Genomic DNA, 15,931 nt, shown 5'->3' with positions numbered 1-15,931 from the left:
GAACACCTCGCGGCGAGCGCGGAGGTGGATATGATGCGAAGGCGCGACCCTGACACGCGCACCGGGGCTCGGTGGGACTGAGTTCCACCTGTCTACCCGAAAGAGTTCTCGACGATGATGACCGATTCGCAGGAGTCCGCCGCACCCTCACGCCCCTCGCTGGGTGTCCGCATCGGACGCGTCGCGTTCCTCGTTGTGGCCGCGATCGTCGTGGTGGCCGTGGCTGCCGCGTTCTTCGTGACCTGGACGATCCAGCGCTCCTTCCCGCAGACCGACGGATCCATCGAGCTCGACGGCCTCCAGGCCGAGGTCACCGTGCAGCGCGACGACCGCGGCATCCCGACGATCACCGCCGACTCCACGGACGATCTGTTCTACGCCCAGGGCTTCGTGCACGCGCAGGACCGCTTCTTCGAGATGGACTTCCGCCGCCACGTGACGTCCGGACGGGTCGCCGAGATGTTCGGGGAGTCGCAGGCCGGAACCGACGCCTTCCTCCGCACCCTCGGCTGGCGCAAGGTCGCCGAGGCCGAGGTCGAGGCCATGGACGACACCACCCGCGGCTACTACGAGGCGTATGCGGATGGGGTGAACGCCTACCTGGCCTCGCGTTCGGGTGCCGAGCTCTCGCTCGAGTACGCCGTGATCGGACTGCAGAACCCCGACTGCGCCCCAGAGCCCTGGGAACCTGCCGATTCCGTGGCCTGGCTCAAGGCCATGGCCTGGGATCTCCGCGGCAACATCGAGGACGAGACCGAGCGATCGCTCCTCGCCGCCGGGCTGAGCACCGCTACCGACGGCAATGCCCCGGATGCCGCGACCACCGCGGACATGCTGGCGAAGCTCTACCCCGAGTACCCGTTCGCTGAGAACCCCGTGATCGTCCCGAAGATCTCGACCGTTCCGGCGCTCGGCACGGGAGCGGAACCCGCAGCCTTCACCCCCGGCGAGACCGAGGGTGAGGCGCAGCAGGCGTCGACCACCATCGACTGGGAGGAGACCTCGAACGTCATCGAGGCCGCCAGCGTGCTGGTCGGCGACGTGGGCGAGGGCATCGGCTCGAACTCGTGGGTCGTCTCCGGAGACCTCACCGAGACGGGGATGCCGCTGCTCGCGAACGACCCGCACCTCGGAGCCTCCCTCCCCTCCGTCTGGTACCAGGTGCAATTGAAGTGCTCGACCGTGGACGAGGAGTGCCCGTTCGATGTGGGCGGCTTCTCGTTCTCCGGGCTGCCCGGCATCGTGATCGGCCACAACCAGAAGGTCGCGTGGGGGTTCACGAACCTCACCACCGACGTCACCGACCTCTACCTCGAGCGGGTCGAGGGCGACCAGTACTGGCGGGACGGAGCCCTGGTGCCGCTGGAGGAGAGCACGGAGACGATCAAGGTCGCCGGCGGCGATGACATCGATCTGACCATCCGCTCCACCGTGCACGGCCCGATCATCTCCGGACTCACGGACGACTTCACGGAGATCGCCGATGACCCAGAGCCCGCGCTGGGCGTCGAGGCCTCCGCGCCGACCACTCCCGTCCCCGGGTCGGAGGACGCCGAGTACGCCGTGAGCCTGCGGTGGACGGCGCTCGATCCCGGGACGGCCGCGACGGCGATCTTCGCCCTCTCCACCGCGCAGGATTTCGATGACTTCCGCTACGCCGCGTCGCTCTTCGACGTGCCGGCGCAGAACCTCATCTACGCCGACACCGAGGGCAACATCGGATACCAGGCCCCCGGCCGCCTCCCCATCCGCGGTGCTGGCGACGGATGGATGCCCCAGCCCGGATGGGACAGCAGCTACGACTGGACGGGCTTCATCCCGTTCGAGGAGCTGCCGGTGTCGTACAACCCGAACTCGGGGTACATCGTCACCGCGAACAACGCGATCGTGACGGACGACTACGCCTACTTCCTCTCCCGCGACTGGGACTACGGCTACCGGGCGGCGCGGATCGCCCACCTCATCGAACGGCGGGCGGCGGTCGCCCCACTGACCGCCGACGACATGCGCGACATCCAGATGGACAACGAGATGTGGATCGGAACGCAGCTGGCGACCGCCATGGCCGAGGTCGACGTCTCCGGGGCAGACGCGTCCGATGCCGTCGACCTCTTGGAGGCCTGGGACGGTCAGAACAGCGCATCGTCGGCGGCCGCCGCCTATGCGAACGTGCTGTGGTCGAACCTGGTGCAGAACATCTTCGCCGAGCGCGAGCAGCCCCTCCCGATCGATGGTCAGGGGCGCCTGTTCACGGTCGTCTCCGCCATGCTGACCGATCCGTCCGACCCGCTCTGGACCAACGAGCAGCTCGACGTCGACGGGATGGAGCAGATGCTCGCGCTGTCGGCGGAGGAGGCCTACGACGAGCTCGCAGCCCTGCAGGGGACCACGATCTCGCGATGGAACTGGGGTGACCTGCACGCGATCACCCTCACCAGCGACACGCTCGGCTCGTCGGGGATCGCCCCGATCGAAGCACTGTTCAATCGCGGGCCGTTCCCCGTGAGCGGAGGAGCGTCCGTCGTGAACGCGACCGGATGGGAGCTCGGCGTCTCGTATGCGACGACGACGGTGCCGTCGATGCGGATGGTGGTCGATCTCTCCGACTTCGACGCCTCGACCTGGAACCACCTGACCGGTGCCTCCGGACACGCGTTCCACGAGCACTACACCGATCAGACCGCCGACTGGGCGGTAGGCGCCCAGAAGCCGTGGGCGTACTCGACGCAGGCGGTGAAGTCCGCAGCCGTCGACACGCTGGTGCTCAGCCCGGCCGACTGAACCCGAGGGTCGGAGTATCCGAGCACTGCCCCAGAATGCTCGGCTAGCGTGGATGGGTGCCAACCAGCTACCTCGCCCCCAAGGGCACCCCCGTCACGCTCCTGGAGTTCGAGCACGGAGGCGCGACCCTCATCGCCGAGACGTTCGGAGAAGGACCGCACACCTACCTGCTCCTGCACGGTATCGGCATGGGGCGCAGCGTCTACCTCGACGTGGTGCAGCGGCTCGATGGACGAGTCATCGCGGTCGATCTGCCGGGCTTCGGGGAGGCGCCAGAGCCCACGCGCACCCTCACGATGGAGCGGCACGCCGACCTGGTCGCGGCCTACCTCCAGCACGTGGACTCCGGTCCCGTTCTCGTGATCGGCCACTCCATGGGGAGCCAGATCGCTGCCGAGCTCGCCGCACGCCATCCGTCCCTCGTCGAAGGAGTGGTGCTCGCCGGTCCCACCGTGAACAAGGCGGCACGCAACATCGGAGCGCAGGCCCGCTACCTGCTGACCGACCTCATCGGCGAGCGGCCGCTGGTCATCTGGCGGGGAGCCCGCGAGTACCTCCGCGGCGGACCACACCTCTTCCGCAAGATGCGCGCAACGATCGTGCACGAGCCGGAAGACGCCTTCGTGCGCATCGAGTGCCCGGTGCTGGTGCTGCGCGGAGAGAGCGACCCGCTGGCACCGATGAGCTGGTGCCGCGAGATCATCGACGCGATCCCCGGAGCCGACCTCGAGGTGATCCCCGACCACGGTCACGGCACCCTGATCAGCGACTCCGAGCCCGCGGCACGCCTGATCCACGAGTTCGCCGCCCGCATCTGACGCCCGCGGGCTCTCCGTCGAGCGGCTCCCGGGATCAGACCTCGAGGTCAGCCGGCGGCGGGCGGGGTCTGCTTCGACTCGGCGAGTTCGTCGACCACGAGACCGCGCTGCTCGATGGTGCCGTTGCGATACGCCTGCCGTCCGACCATGTGCGCCGAGAGCGGAGCGGTCGCGAACTGCATGAGCACCACCGGGGCGACCAGCACGAACCCGAGCAGGATGCCGCCGATCGAGCGCTGCGACAGTGCGATGGCGATGCAGATGAGGAGGAGACCGAGAACCTGCGGCTTGGTCGCCGCGTGCAGTCGCGAAGGCACATCGCGGAAGTGCAGCAGCCCGACCGCAGCCGACAGGCACAGCACGGCGCCGAGCAGGATGAGCACGAGCACCGCCACGTCGATGACGGCGTCGGGGATCATGAGACCGAACACGTTCATGGTGTCGTGTTGTCCCTTCTCGCGACGAAGCGGGCGACGGCGATCGAGCCGAACACCCCGATGGCCGCGATGATCAGGAGCACCGGGATGTTGCGGGTGTGACCGTTGATGGCCATCTCCGCACCGATCACGCACATCACCTCGGTGAGGAGCACGTCGGAGGCCACGGCCCTGTCGAGGATCGACGGCCCGCGCACGATCCGGATCAGGGCGAGCACGGCGGCGATGCCGAACACCACCATGATCAGCAGCAGGAGGATGTTCATCGGGCACCGCCCTTCGTCAGTCCGAGGCCCGCACGCTCGTCGGCCTTGAGGGCACGATACTGAGCGGGGTCTCCGAGCGCACGCACGACCCGCTGCTCCCAGCGCAGCACGCCCGCACGCTGCTTCTCCACGTCGTCGAGGTTCCGGACGCCGATCACGTGCAAGTACAGGATCCGGCGGTCGCGGTCGGTCTCCACGACCAGCGACCCGGGGATCAGCGACGACACGACAGCGACGTGCGTCATGACGAGGTCGTCCGCGTAGCGCAGCGGCACCGCGATGATGGCCGTCCCCGGCTGTCGGCGGAAGTCGAAGACCTGCACGGTGACCGAGAGGGCGCCGCTCAGCACGGCGAACAGGAACTGCACCACGAAGAGCGCCGCGTACCAGAGGTTGATCCGGCCGGAGAGCGCGACGGTCGGCAGGCGGAACACGCGGGTGACGAAGATCGCGACGACGAGTCCCGTGAGGAACGACAGCACCGTGAACTGCGCCCACAACAGCATCCAGAGCACGACGAGCCACGCGAGGAACGGCAGCTGCACGCGGATGTCGCGCCACAGGTGACGCCGGGTGTCACGCGCCATCAGCCCACCTCGTCTTCCAGTTGCACGAGGCTCACGGGCTGCAGCAGTCCGGCGCCGATGCGGTCGCAGAGGGCGTACAGGGGACCGGCGAACACGGTCAGAGCGAGGGTCACAGCGACCATGCCTCCGGTCGCGAGGGTCATGATCTTCGGGATGCGGCGACGCTCCTGCTGCTCGTCGGCGGCGGGGGCGTTACCCAGGTAGGAGATGCGGCCCTCGGTCTCGGTGGAGTCCTCCTCCTCGCGCCAGAAGGCGAGGTTCCAGGCGCGCATCAGCGCGTACAGCGTCAGCAGCGAGGTGATGATACCGCCGAAGATCAGCACGATCATGATCGGAGTTCCGACGGAGGCCGCAGCTTCGAACAGCGCGAACTTGCCGATGAACCCCGAGAAGGGTGGCAGGCCGCCGAGGTTGATCGCGGGAACGAAGTACAGCACCGCGATGACCGGGGCGACCTTCAGCAGCCCCTTGACCCGCAGGATCGACGTGCTTCCCGCTCGGCGTTCCACGAGCCCGACGGCGAGGAACAGCGTCGTCTGCACGACGATGTGGTGAACGATGTAGTACACCGTCGCGCCGATAGCGGCGGGCGTCGCTATCGCGAGCCCGAAGATCATGTAGCCCACGTGGCTGACCAGCGTGAACGACAGGATTCGTTTGAGCTCTGCCTGCGCCACGGCGCCGAGCACTCCGACGATCATGGTCGCGAGCGCGATGATCAGCAGCAGGGTGTCGATGCTGTTCGAGGCGAAGAGCTGCGTCTCGGTGCGGATCAGCGCATACACGCCGACCTTCGTCAGCAAGCCGGCGAACACGGCGGTGACCGGGGCCGGAGCGGTCGGGTACGAGTCGGGCAACCAGAACGACACCGGGAAGATGGCAGCCTTGATGCCGAAGGCCACCACGAGCATCAGGTGCAGCACCAGCTGCGTCTCCTGGGGGAGCTCCGACATCCGCTCGGCGATCTGGGCCATGTTGACCGTGCCGAGCGCGCCGTAGATCATGGCGATCGAGGCGAGGAACAGGATCGACGAGACCAGCGAGACGACGATGTAGACCGCGCCGGTGCGGATACGGGACTCGGTGCTGCCCAGCGTGATCAGGACGTAGGAGGCGACGAGCAGGATCTCGAATCCGACGTACAGGTTGAACAGGTCCCCGGCGATGAAGGCGTTGAAGATACCGGCCGCGAGGATCAGGTACGACGGGTTGAAGATGGAGATCGGCGTCTCGTCGGTGCCGTCCGCCGCACCTTGGCCGATGGAGAAGAGCAGCACCGCGAGCAGCACGATGCTGGAGATCAGCACCAGGAGCGCGGCGAGCCGGTCGACATAGAGCACGATGCCGAACGGAACGGGCCATCCGCCGACCGACACCGCGAGCGGAGCACCCGAATCGACGACGACCAGGAGCACGGCGGCGATGATCGAGACGGCGGCGAGGGTGGCGACGGTGACGACGACCTGGAGGCGCGCGTTCCGGCCGAACACGAGAGTGACGGCGGCACCGAGCAGTGGCAGTGCGACGAGGAGGGGGACGAGGGCGGTCATGGCCTGCCCTCCTCGTTCTCGTCGTGGTCATCGGGTTCGTCGGGGCGCGGTTCTCGACCCTCGTCCGCAGCAGAGGGTTCGCTCCCCCAACCGGTCGGAGCGTCATACGGCGCATCGTCGTGGATGGAGGGGTGGTCCCGCATGTGCAGCACCGTGATCGGCGCGGTCTGCACGCCGACGAAGTCCGTGGTCGCCTCGTCGTCGTCCGTCTCGGATTCGTCGTCCATGAGGTCTTCGTCGGCATCGGTGCGCTCGCGCAGGGCGATGTCTGCCTCGTCGTCCTCGACCGTGTCGGCCTGTCCGAGCTGCCAGGAGCGATAGATCAGTGCGAGGAGGAAGGCCGAGACCGCGAACGTGATCACGATGGCCGTGAGGGTGAGCGCCTGCGGGAGGGGGTCGCTCATCTCGCCCTCGGTACCGAAGAACGGGGCGTTGCCCGGCACGCCCATCACGATCAGCAGCAGCAGATTGGTGGCGTTGCCGAGCAGCAGGAAGCCGATCAGCACGCGGGTCAGGCTGCGCTCCAGCATCGCGTAGACACCGCATGCGAAGAGGATGGCCATGATGACGATCAGGGTGAGGGAGACATCCATCAGCTGCTCCTCCCGCCCCGCGAGAGGAATCCTTCAGGACCGGGCGTGGTGCGCAGGGCGGCCTGACGGTCGACCTCGGCCCCGAGGCTGCGGAGCACGTCGAGCACGAGTCCGATCACGACGAGATAGACGCCCACATCGAAGATGGTCGACGTGACGAACTCCATGTGTCCGATGAGCGGGATCTCCCACTCCCAGAACGTGCTGGTCAAGGGGGCGAGGCCGAAGAACAGGGGCACCACGGCCGTGCCGACGGCCAGGATGAGGCCGGTGCCGAGGAGGCGTCCCGCGTCCGTCGGGGCCGCGGCTCCCAGCTCCCAGCGACCGCCGGCGATGTAGCGCATCACCAGCGCCATACCCGCGACGAGACCGCCGGCGAACCCGCCACCCGGCAGGTTGTGCCCGGAGAACAGCAGGAAGATCGACACCACGATGATCGTGTGGAACAGAATGCGGACGATCACCTCGAGCAGGATCGACCTGTTCTCGGGCTTCATCTTCTGGCCGCCGACGAGCCATGCCCGCGGGCTGCTCTCGTTCTCGGACGTCTGGAAGCGGATGCCCTCGGTCGTCTCGACGAGGGGGCGGCTGCGCGCGGCCTTGCGCGTGGCTCGCGGCAGGTTCTTGGTGGCGGCCAGCAGATCGGCGCGGTGCGTGACGAATACGAGGGAGGCGACGCCCGTCGCGGCGAGCACGAGCACCGAGAGCTCGCCCATGGTGTCCCAGCCACGCAGGTCGACGAGCGCCACGTTGACGACGTTCTTGCCGTGGCCGATCTCGTACGCGAGCTTCGGGAACGCCTCCGAGATCGGGTCGGCGACGCGGGACTGGGTGGCGACGACGGCCACGAAGGCCATCGTGACGCCCACGCCGATGGCCAGCAGGGCGCGGGGGATGCGCCCGACCGAGGCGTTGTGCTCGCCCATGCGCGCGGGAAGACGACGCAGCACGAGGGCGAAGGTGACCATCGTGACCGTCTCGACCAGGATCTGCGTGAGCGCGAGGTCGGGGGCGCCGCTCGTCGCGAAGAGCACGACCATTCCGAGTCCAGTGACCGAGACCAGCACCACGCCGGTGTAGCGCTTGCGCGCACGGACCGCGAAGATGCCGGCGATCGCCATGATCGGCGCGACGGCGATCTGCGCCGGAGTGTGCCAGAGGGACAGGTTGTACCGATCGATGTCGCTCGCGATCAGCGCCGTGACCTCGGCGGCGACGAACACCACGAAGATGGTGCCGACGTACACGGGCAGCGAGCCGCGCTGCGTGAGCGTCGTGCTGAGCACCGAGAGACGGTCGACGCCGCGCATGACGAAGTAGTACACGTCGGCCGCGGTGAAGCGCAGGATGCGAGCCTTGCGGTCCCAGGCGGTCCTGCGGGTGAGCAGGAACAGCCCGATGCCGAGCAGGATCGACAGGATCGAGATGCCCAGCGCCGGTTCGAAGCCGTGCCAGAGCGCCAAGTGGCCAGGGCCCTCGACGGCTTCCCCGGAGTGATCGAGGCCGGGAGTCGCCGTGAGGGCGTATCCCTGCAGAGCGGTGTCCAGGGCGGGAGCGCCGATGCCGGTGGCGAGGGTGACCCCCGCGAGGATGATCGGCGCGGACAGGAAGCCCACCGGCGGATCGGGCCATGCGGTGTCGGGAAGCTGCTGGCCCTGGTCGTCGCGCTTCTTCCAGAACGCACCCCAGAGGAAGCGCACACCATATGCCGCAGTCAGCATGGAACCGAGGACGATCCCGATCAGCGCGCCGAGACCCCAGGCGGAGCCGCCCTGCGCGTCGTCGAGGAGCGCGGTGAGCGTCGATTCCTTGGCGACGAAGCCGATGGTCGGCGCGATACCCGCCATGGAGGCGACGGAGATGAATGCCGCTGTGGCCATGACGGGCGCCTGCCGACCGACACCGGAGAGCTCGTTGATGTCACGGGTCGACAGTTGGCGGTCGATCACACCGACGATGAGGAACAGCGCCGACTTGAACAGCGCGTGGCCGATGACCAGGGCGAGACCGGCGAGGGCGGTCGCCTGCGTGCCGTAGCCGACGACGATCGCGAAGAAGCCGAGCTGGCTCACGGTGCCGAAGGCGAGGATGCGCTTGAGGTCGGTCTCCCGAAGCGCCTGGATTCCGCCGAGCAGCATCGTGACGATGCCGAGCGTGATGACGATCGGTCGCCATGTCGTGCTGAACGCGAAGATCGGGGCGAAGCGGGCGATCAGGTAGATGCCGGCTTTCACCATCGCGGCCGCATGCAGGTAGGCGCTGACCGGGGTGGGAGCCGCCATGGCACCCGGAAGCCAGAAGTGGAAGGGGAACAGCGCCGACTTGCTGATGGCCCCGATCAGGAGCATCACGATCGCGGCATCGATGAGCGGCCCACTGGGCGCGAGCTCGAGGATCTCGCGGATGCTCGAGGTGCCCGTGTCGACGACGAGCAGCACGACGCCGACGAACATCACGAGACCGCCGAGCGTGGTCACGAGCAGCGCCTGCAGTGCGGCACGACGGCTGGCAGCGCGCCGACGGTAATGGCCGATGAGGAGGTAGGAGAGGATGCTCGTGACTTCCCAGAACATGACGAGCATCACGAGGTCGTCGGTGAGCACGAGCCCGTACATCGCCCCGGCGAAGCCGAGCAGGACACCGGCGAACTGGCCGACCCCCGCGGAGTCCTCGTAGAAGTACCAGCGGCAGTAGAGGAGCACGAGCGCGCCGACGCCGGTGACGATCAGCGTGAGCACCCAGCCGAGCACGTCCATGTCCATGGAGAGGTTGAGTCCCAGCTGCGGGATCCACTCGACCGATTCGAACGGGACGGGGCCGTCGAGCACCCGCGGCGTCATGACGAGCGCGTGCACGAAGGCGGCTGCCGGAACGAGGGCGGCGATGGCGAAGGCCTGAGCTCCGAGCCAGCGCACCAGAACGGGCATCAGCAGCGACCCGAGGAGGAACACAGCGAGGAGCATCAGCATATACGCGGCTCCCTCAGGGCTCGTCGGCCATTTCGGCACAGGCGGGCGGGTGTCAGACCAGTTTACCGGCGCGAGAGGTTCCTGCGGTCCACAGTTGCACGATCGTGCGAGAGTTGGCCCATGCGGCGGGTCTGGGTGCGAGAGCTCGCGGGCTGGTCGGGAGCACTGGTCGTGGCGGTCATCACCGTCGCTCAGGTGGCTTCATCCGCCCGCGCTGAGCTGCTGTTCCGAGACGGAGATTCCCTGGTCGTGGGCATGTTCGCTCGGTCGCTGCTCTCCGGCGCACCCCTCGACTGGGCGATGTCGAGCGTACTGTTCCTGCCCGAGTCCGCGGTGTTCTCCGGGCTGGACGCCGCGCTCGGGCTCGATGTGAACGGATTGCTCACGGTGAATGCCGTGGTCAACATGCTGGCCCTCTACGGTGCACTCCGCGTCGCCGTAGGGCGTCGGCGGCACAGGACAGCCCCCGTCGCATGGGCGCTGCTCGGGATGGGCACCTTCGCGATCCTCGCCATGACCGATCTCTCGGGGTCCCGAGACGCCCTGGAGCTGGCCTCACTGCTGCTGACGACCACCTACTACGCCGCCACCGTGGTCGCCGTCGTCCTCTGTGTGGGACTGGTCCGTCGTGTGCTCGACCGAAGCGCAGGGGGTATCGGCGCACTGATCGCGCTCGGGGCGATCGCCGCCGTGTCGACGCTCTCGAATCCCCTCTTCGCCGCCTGGGCCACGGTTCCGCTCTCGCTGCTGCTCCTCGTGATGCTCCTTCGCCCGCCACGACGAACACGCACCGCAACGATCCTCGTCGTGCTGGTCATCGGCACCGCGCTGGGCTTCCTCGGACGCATTCCGCTTCGGGCATGGATCGCCAACTCCGGTGCCGGCTACATCCAGCCCGAACTCTGGACGGAATCCGCGGGCTACTACGGCGGCCTTCTCCTCGACCGCCTTGCGACGCCCGCAGGGATCTTCGGAGTCGTGGTCGTGGTGGCTCTGGTCGGCTGGGCGATCGCGAACACGGCACGCGTCGGAGACACCGGCTCCCGTTTCGTCGCCACGGTCGCGTGGGCCATGCCCGCTCTCGTCCTGGTCGGGGCGATCGCCCTCGGTACCCACGCCGCCCGTTACCTGCAGCCGCTCGCGTTCGGACCCGTGCTCGTGATCGTGGCCGCTCCCCATATCCCGCGGATGCCCGCCCGGGCACCCCGTGCCCTCACGGCCACCGCGGCCGTGCTCCTGCTCGTGGGCGGGGCGCTGAGCGTGCCTCGGCTCGTCGCGGCGAGCACGACGCCCGACCCCGATCTCACCTGCGTGACCGACTGGGTCGATGCCTCGGGCCGCATCGGCGGCGGACAGTTCTGGACCGTGCGGCTGCCGAAGCTGCATGTCGCCGATCCCCGCCACCTCGTGCAGGTCGATCACGAGCTCAACGCGTACGCATGGTTGGTGAACCGCGAGGACTTCGACGTCGACGGAGTCTCGTTCCTCGTCGAGGACTCCCAAACCGTCGCGTGGCAGCTCTCCACACCGGCGATACCCGACGATGTCGTCGAGTGCGGGCGATATCGCATCCTCGACTTCGGCGAACGCGTTCTGCCGCTCGGCTCACAGCACAGCTGAGCACTCGGCGAGGACGCCGCTAGCGCGGGACGGGGCCCGTCGTGGTGCCGGCTCGGAACACGCAGGTGAGGTGCTGCGTGTTCCCGGGTTCGCCACGCAGCATGCGGGCGATCTGCTCCCCGGCAGCGCGCCCCTTCTCGACCGCGGGCTGCACGCTGGTCGTGAGCGTGAGATCGCCGAGCCCGTCGACCTCGATGCCGTCGAAGCCCGCGACGGAGAGATCTTCGGGCACGCGGAGACCCAGCTCCTCGGCTGCGCGGATGACGCCGACCGCAAGCAGATCGCTCTGCGCGAGCACGGCCGTCGGTCGAGTGGCCGGGTCGGTCAGGAGCATGCGGCCGACCAGCACGCCCTCATCGATGAAGCTGCCGGACGCCGAGATCGCCGGCGCGTCCGGGAAGACCTGACGCATCCCCTCGAGACGGTGCACTGAGACGTCGACGGTCGCTTTCTCGACCCGTTCGGGCGTCACCAGCGCGCGCTCGCGCTCGCTGTCGAGCGAGAGGGTGACCAGCGCCACGTCCCGGTGCCCGAGGTCGTAGACGTGCTGGGCGACGTCAGCGGAGGCTGCGACGTTGTCGAGGGTGATGCGCGGGATGCCCTCTCCGGCGTCGCCTTCGATGACGACCACGGGCAGTCCGCGGCCGAGGACCACTTCGAGCGAGGCCTTCGTGCGCCCGGAACAGCCGATGAGCACGAAGGCGTCGACGGGGGCGTTGGTGATGGCTGCACCCTCCTCCCCCGGCTCGTCGCGCATGAGGAGGATGCCGGCGCTCAGGTCGGCGAGCCCGTCGGTGAGGCCGTCCATCATGGCGGTCGTCACGGGATCGAGGAATGCTGCACGCAGATGCCCTTCGAGCACCACGGCGACGATGCCACTGCGTCCTCGTCGCAGCGAGGCCGCACGAGGGTCCGGCCCCGCATAGCCGAGGTCGGCTGCGGCGGCGAGGACGCGCTCCCTCGTGGCGGCGGCCACGTTCGCCTTGCCGCTGAAGACGACGGATGCGGTGGAGGTCGCCACGCCCGCCTCACGTGCGACGTCGGCGATCGTGGGCCGACGCGGCGTCTCCTGGCTGCTCATACTTCGAGGATAGCTCCCCGCGCTTCCCTACGGTCGAATCGATTCGATAGGCTGTCCGGCATGGAAACAGCCCTCTCTCGTTCGCAGTTCGTGCGCTGGCGCGCGGCGATCTTCGCCATCTTCCTCGCGAGCGGCCTCTCGATCGCGACCTGGGCGTCGCGCGTGCCCGGGATCAAGGAGGCGCTGGGACTCGACAACGCGCAGGTCGGTCTGATCCTGCTCGGCATGGGCATCTCGTCCATCCTCGGCATCTCGACAGGCCCCGCGGTGATGGCACGTCTGGGCGCCCGGCGCGGGATGCTCCTCACGATGCTGACGTTCGCGCTCGGCATCGTGCTGGTCGGCCTGGGCGCGAACGTGTTCGGTTCCGTCCCCGTCGTCATCGTGGGCATGGTGCTGTTCGGCTTCGGCAACGGGTCGGTCGACGTGATGATGAACGTCGAGGCGACCGCGATCGAACAGCAGATGGGCAAGACGATCCTGCCGGTCTTCCATGCCTTCTTCAGCTTCGGCACCGTCATCGGTGCGGGGATCGGCGCTCTCGCCGCGCAGCTCGCCGTCGACGTCGCGACCCACGCCACGATCATGGGCGGGCTGATCGCCGTGATCGCGATCGTCTGCTTCTTCCAGGTCCCGGTGCGCGAGGCCGCCCTCGATCCCGCGGCGCATGAGAAGCCGGCCTTCCGCGTCCGCATGCACACGGCGCTCGAAGCGTGGCGCGAGCCCCGCACCTACCTCATCGGTGTGGTCATGCTCGGCATGTCTTTCGCCGAGGGCGGAGCCAACGACTGGATCGCCCTGGGCACCGAACAGGGTCACGGCTTCGCCGAGGGCACCGGAGCCGTATCCCTGGCCGTGTTCTCGGTCGGCATGACCGTCGTGCGCCTGTTCGGCGGTCCACTCGTGGATCGCTTCGGCCGCGTCCTGGTCCTGCGCATCCTCGCTGCGACCGCAGCGTCGGGCATCCTGCTGTTCATCCTCGCCCCCACCTTCCCGCTCGTGCTGGTCGGAGCCGCGCTGTGGGGAATCGGCGCATCGCTCGGCTTCCCGCTGGGCATGTCGGCGGCGGCAGACGACCCCGCCAAGGCCGCGGCCAGGGTGAGCGCGGCCGCCACGATCGGCTACATCGCCTTCCTCGGCGGCCCGCCGGTACTCGGAATCATCAGCGAGCACATCGGTCTGCTCAACACGCTGTTCATCCTGGTCGCGCTGGTCGTGATGTCCGGGCTGTTCTCGGGTGCTGCGCGTCCGCTCCGCGACGACGAGAAGAGCTCGGTCGCGACGGTCGCACAGGGCTGAGCGTCAGTCGTCGCGGCCGCGTACGAGCGCGGCCGCATGCGACCGACTGCGTGCGCCGAGCTTGGTGAGCACGTTCGAGACGTGCGTCTTGACCGTGGGGACCGAGATGCGCAGTCGCGCGGCGAGCTGGGCGTTCGACCACCCCTGCAGGATCCCGTCGAGGACGTCCTGCTCCCTGGCCGTCAGCTCGACCATCCCCTCGCGGCGCCTGACCTGTGCCGGCACGGCGGCGCTCTCGGCGACGGCGGCGAGCGCTCGGCGCGTCACCCGCGGATCGAGCGCGCCTTCGCCCGCCGCGATCGCCCGCACGGCCCCGCCGAGCGTGGGAGCGTCCACCGTCTTGAGGAGGAAGCCGACGGCGCCTGCGCGGATCGCCCCGAACACCAGGTCATCCTCGTCGAAGCTCGTGAGGACCAGCACGTCGCTCAAGTGGCGCTCGACGATCTCCGCCGTCGCCGATATCCCGTCGCGTCCCGGCATCCGCAGATCCATCAGGACCACGTCGGGACGCAACGCCGCGGCGTTGCGGACGGCGACATCGCCGTCCGCCGCTTCCCCGACCACCGTGATCCCCTGCGCCTCGAGCATGATGCGCAGCCCCGCCCTGATCGCGCCGTGGTCGTCCGCCAGCAGCACCGTCGGCTCGCTCATGCCGCTGCCTCCGTCGGGATGCGACCTTCCACCGACCATCCGCCGGCGACCGGCCCGGCAATGAAGGCGCCCCCCAGCGCGGCGACCCGTTCCCTGAGCATCTGCAACCCCCAGCCCCCATCCGCGGACGTGGACGCCCCGCTCGGCGAGCCACCCCTCGAACGCACCTCGACCCGCACCTCGGGTCCGCTCCTGCGGATGATGACGTCGACCTCGGCGCCGCTGGCGTGACGGATGCAGTTGTTCAGTGCCTCCCGCACGATGCGGATGACGGCCTGCTCGAGCGCGGAACCGACATCACCCACGTGATCGGCGACGAGTCGCACCGTGAGTCCCGCGCGTTCCGCCTCCTGCACGATCCCCTCGAGGTCCCCCCACCGCGGCGAGGACGCGGGACTGCCCTCACCGCGACGGAGCACGGAGATCATCGATCGCAGCGCCGCATGGGCATCGAGACCTGCATCACGCACGGCCTGCAGCGCTTCGCGGTCCCGCGGAGGATCGGGCGGCGTCGACAGGGCGGCCTCCGCGCGGATCGCCATCGCCATCACATGGCCGGCCACCACGTCGTGCAGCTCGCGCGCCATGGTCTCGCGCTCCCGTTGCACCGCCTCCACTCGGTCGCGCTCGGCGACGGCTGCGGCATGCTCCGCCCGCTGCCGGTGCAACTCCGCGAGCTCGTGCGCTTGGGAGACCGCCACGGCCCACCAGTAGTCGGTGCCGAAGATCGCTCCGAACTGCACTCCGATGAGGAACGCGACCGGGAACGACACATCGGTGAGCAGCCAGGCGCAGAGGAAGAGGACGACGGTCGCCGCCCCCAGCAGCGCCAGCAGCATCCTTCGCCCGCGGGAATCCGCCAGGAAAGCGGCCGTCCACAGGACGTCCAGGAGCACCACGAGGGTCCCGAGGCCCCCCACGGTGAGCAGGTCAGCGACGAACAGCAGGGAGACGAGCACGAGCACGGTCACCGGCATGCGCCGCTTGAAGAGGGCGAGCGCACAGGCGGGAAGTGCGAGCCCCAGCGCCCACCATGGGGACAGGGGCTCCTGCAGGAGCGAGAACGGCCCCCAGATACCCCGGAATCCGAAGGCCGCCATCACCACGGCGAAGATCGCCATGCCCAGCGGGTCCGCCCACCAACGGTGCCGGCGGTACCAGGCGCCGAATCCGCCTTCGACCTGCTCGTGCATGCCCTCATGCAACCACGACGGCCGCCGCCGCGCATCCGACGAAGGGATGAGTGGTTCTGCGGAGACGGTACTTTCGCCCGATCCGG

General features: G+C 68.6%; 13 protein-coding genes. 4 read left to right on the top strand and 9 right to left on the bottom strand.

The window, feature by feature from the left end; all coding sequences use genetic code 11:
- Nucleotides 1-117 precede the first annotated feature (117 nt).
- Together ILP86_RS12745 and ILP86_RS12740 are read left to right on the top strand one after the other, a co-directional pair.
- Entirely contained in the window at nt 118-2,781 is a 2,664-nt protein-coding gene (locus ILP86_RS12745) for a penicillin acylase family protein (protein WP_374706396.1), read from the top strand.
- A gap of 56 nt (nt 2,782-2,837) precedes the next feature.
- Nucleotides 2,838-3,599 (top strand): alpha/beta fold hydrolase, encoded by a 762-nt coding sequence (locus ILP86_RS12740; protein WP_046748041.1) that lies wholly within the window; start codon nt 2,838-2,840, stop codon nt 3,597-3,599.
- A 47-nt stretch (nt 3,600-3,646) separates the two neighbouring features.
- Here the strand turns inward: ILP86_RS12740 and mnhG are convergent, their stop codons facing one another.
- From mnhG to ILP86_RS12710, 6 genes are read right to left on the bottom strand one after another with little or no spacing between them, the layout of a single operon-like run.
- Nucleotides 3,647-4,036, bottom strand: a complete 390-nt coding sequence (gene mnhG / locus ILP86_RS12735) for a monovalent cation/H(+) antiporter subunit G (protein WP_046748040.1) — start codon at nt 4,034-4,036, stop codon at nt 3,647-3,649.
- Nucleotides 4,033-4,302 (bottom strand): monovalent cation/H+ antiporter complex subunit F, encoded by a 270-nt coding sequence (locus ILP86_RS12730; protein ID WP_021200077.1) that lies wholly within the window; start codon nt 4,300-4,302, stop codon nt 4,033-4,035. The genes mnhG and ILP86_RS12730 overlap by 4 nt, the downstream gene beginning before the upstream one ends.
- Nucleotides 4,299-4,889, bottom strand: coding sequence for a Na+/H+ antiporter subunit E (locus tag ILP86_RS12725; protein ID WP_058630899.1), 591 nt, complete (start codon nt 4,887-4,889; stop codon nt 4,299-4,301). The genes ILP86_RS12730 and ILP86_RS12725 overlap by 4 nt, the downstream gene beginning before the upstream one ends.
- On the bottom strand, nt 4,889-6,439 hold the full coding sequence (locus ILP86_RS12720) for a Na+/H+ antiporter subunit D (protein ID WP_045262651.1): 1,551 nt from the start codon (nt 6,437-6,439) through the stop codon (nt 4,889-4,891). Before ILP86_RS12720 ends, ILP86_RS12725 begins: the two co-directional genes overlap by 1 nt.
- Nucleotides 6,436-7,032 carry a Na(+)/H(+) antiporter subunit C gene (locus tag ILP86_RS12715; protein WP_046748038.1) on the bottom strand — a complete coding sequence of 199 codons (597 nt, stop codon included), beginning with the start codon at nt 7,030-7,032 and terminating at the stop codon, nt 6,436-6,438. Before ILP86_RS12715 ends, ILP86_RS12720 begins: the two co-directional genes overlap by 4 nt.
- Nucleotides 7,032-10,001 carry a Na+/H+ antiporter subunit A gene (locus ILP86_RS12710; RefSeq protein ID WP_193762129.1) on the bottom strand — a complete coding sequence of 990 codons (2,970 nt, stop codon included), beginning with the start codon at nt 9,999-10,001 and terminating at the stop codon, nt 7,032-7,034. The genes ILP86_RS12715 and ILP86_RS12710 overlap by 1 nt, the downstream gene beginning before the upstream one ends.
- Nucleotides 10,002-10,121: 120 nt before the next feature.
- Here ILP86_RS12710 and ILP86_RS12705 point away from each other — a divergent pair, with 120 nt between their 5' ends.
- Nucleotides 10,122-11,621, top strand: coding sequence for a hypothetical protein (locus tag ILP86_RS12705; protein WP_193762128.1), 1,500 nt, complete (start codon nt 10,122-10,124; stop codon nt 11,619-11,621).
- 19 nt (nt 11,622-11,640) lie between these two features.
- Here the strand turns inward: ILP86_RS12705 and ILP86_RS12700 are convergent, their stop codons facing one another.
- Entirely contained in the window at nt 11,641-12,702 is a 1,062-nt protein-coding gene (locus ILP86_RS12700; protein WP_193762127.1) for a LacI family DNA-binding transcriptional regulator, read from the bottom strand.
- A gap of 60 nt (nt 12,703-12,762) precedes the next feature.
- On the opposite strand from ILP86_RS12700, the gene ILP86_RS12695 reads away from it, so the two are divergent.
- On the top strand, nt 12,763-14,001 hold the full coding sequence (locus ILP86_RS12695) for an MFS transporter (RefSeq protein WP_193762126.1): 1,239 nt from the start codon (nt 12,763-12,765) through the stop codon (nt 13,999-14,001).
- 3 nt (nt 14,002-14,004) lie between these two features.
- Here ILP86_RS12695 and ILP86_RS12690 read toward each other — a convergent pair whose 3' ends face one another.
- Both ILP86_RS12690 and ILP86_RS12685 read right to left on the bottom strand, forming a co-directional pair.
- Complete coding sequence (locus ILP86_RS12690; protein WP_179516375.1) at nt 14,005-14,652, bottom strand: response regulator transcription factor; 648 nt, start codon at nt 14,650-14,652, stop codon at nt 14,005-14,007.
- Entirely contained in the window at nt 14,649-15,845 is a 1,197-nt protein-coding gene (locus tag ILP86_RS12685) for a sensor histidine kinase (protein ID WP_193762125.1), read from the bottom strand. The genes ILP86_RS12690 and ILP86_RS12685 overlap by 4 nt, the downstream gene beginning before the upstream one ends.
- Nucleotides 15,846-15,931: the final 86 nt, after the last annotated feature.

Origin of the sequence: Microbacterium sp. R1 (assembly GCF_015159725.1) — a bacterium.
GTDB lineage: Bacteria > Actinomycetota > Actinomycetes > Actinomycetales > Microbacteriaceae > Microbacterium > Microbacterium oxydans.
This window is presented reverse-complemented; position numbering and strand designations above follow the sequence as displayed.

Coding starts and splice junctions, on each gene's coding strand:
- ILP86_RS12745 (WP_374706396.1), top strand. CDS start 118: ATGACCGATTCGCAGGAGTCCGCCGCACCCTCACGCCCCTCGCTGGGT.
- mnhG (WP_046748040.1), bottom strand. CDS start 4,036: ATGAACGTGTTCGGTCTCATGATCCCCGACGCCGTCATCGACGTGGCG.
- ILP86_RS12730 (WP_021200077.1), bottom strand. CDS start 4,302: ATGAACATCCTCCTGCTGCTGATCATGGTGGTGTTCGGCATCGCCGCC.
- ILP86_RS12725 (WP_058630899.1), bottom strand. CDS start 4,889: ATGGCGCGTGACACCCGGCGTCACCTGTGGCGCGACATCCGCGTGCAG.
- ILP86_RS12720 (WP_045262651.1), bottom strand. CDS start 6,439: ATGACCGCCCTCGTCCCCCTCCTCGTCGCACTGCCACTGCTCGGTGCC.
- ILP86_RS12715 (WP_046748038.1), bottom strand. CDS start 7,032: ATGGATGTCTCCCTCACCCTGATCGTCATCATGGCCATCCTCTTCGCA.
- ILP86_RS12710 (WP_193762129.1), bottom strand. CDS start 10,001: ATGCTGATGCTCCTCGCTGTGTTCCTCCTCGGGTCGCTGCTGATGCCC.
- ILP86_RS12705 (WP_193762128.1), top strand. CDS start 10,122: ATGCGGCGGGTCTGGGTGCGAGAGCTCGCGGGCTGGTCGGGAGCACTG.
- ILP86_RS12700 (WP_193762127.1), bottom strand. CDS start 12,702: ATGAGCAGCCAGGAGACGCCGCGTCGGCCCACGATCGCCGACGTCGCA.
- ILP86_RS12695 (WP_193762126.1), top strand. CDS start 12,763: ATGGAAACAGCCCTCTCTCGTTCGCAGTTCGTGCGCTGGCGCGCGGCG.
- ILP86_RS12690 (WP_179516375.1), bottom strand. CDS start 14,652: ATGAGCGAGCCGACGGTGCTGCTGGCGGACGACCACGGCGCGATCAGG.
- ILP86_RS12685 (WP_193762125.1), bottom strand. CDS start 15,845: ATGCACGAGCAGGTCGAAGGCGGATTCGGCGCCTGGTACCGCCGGCAC.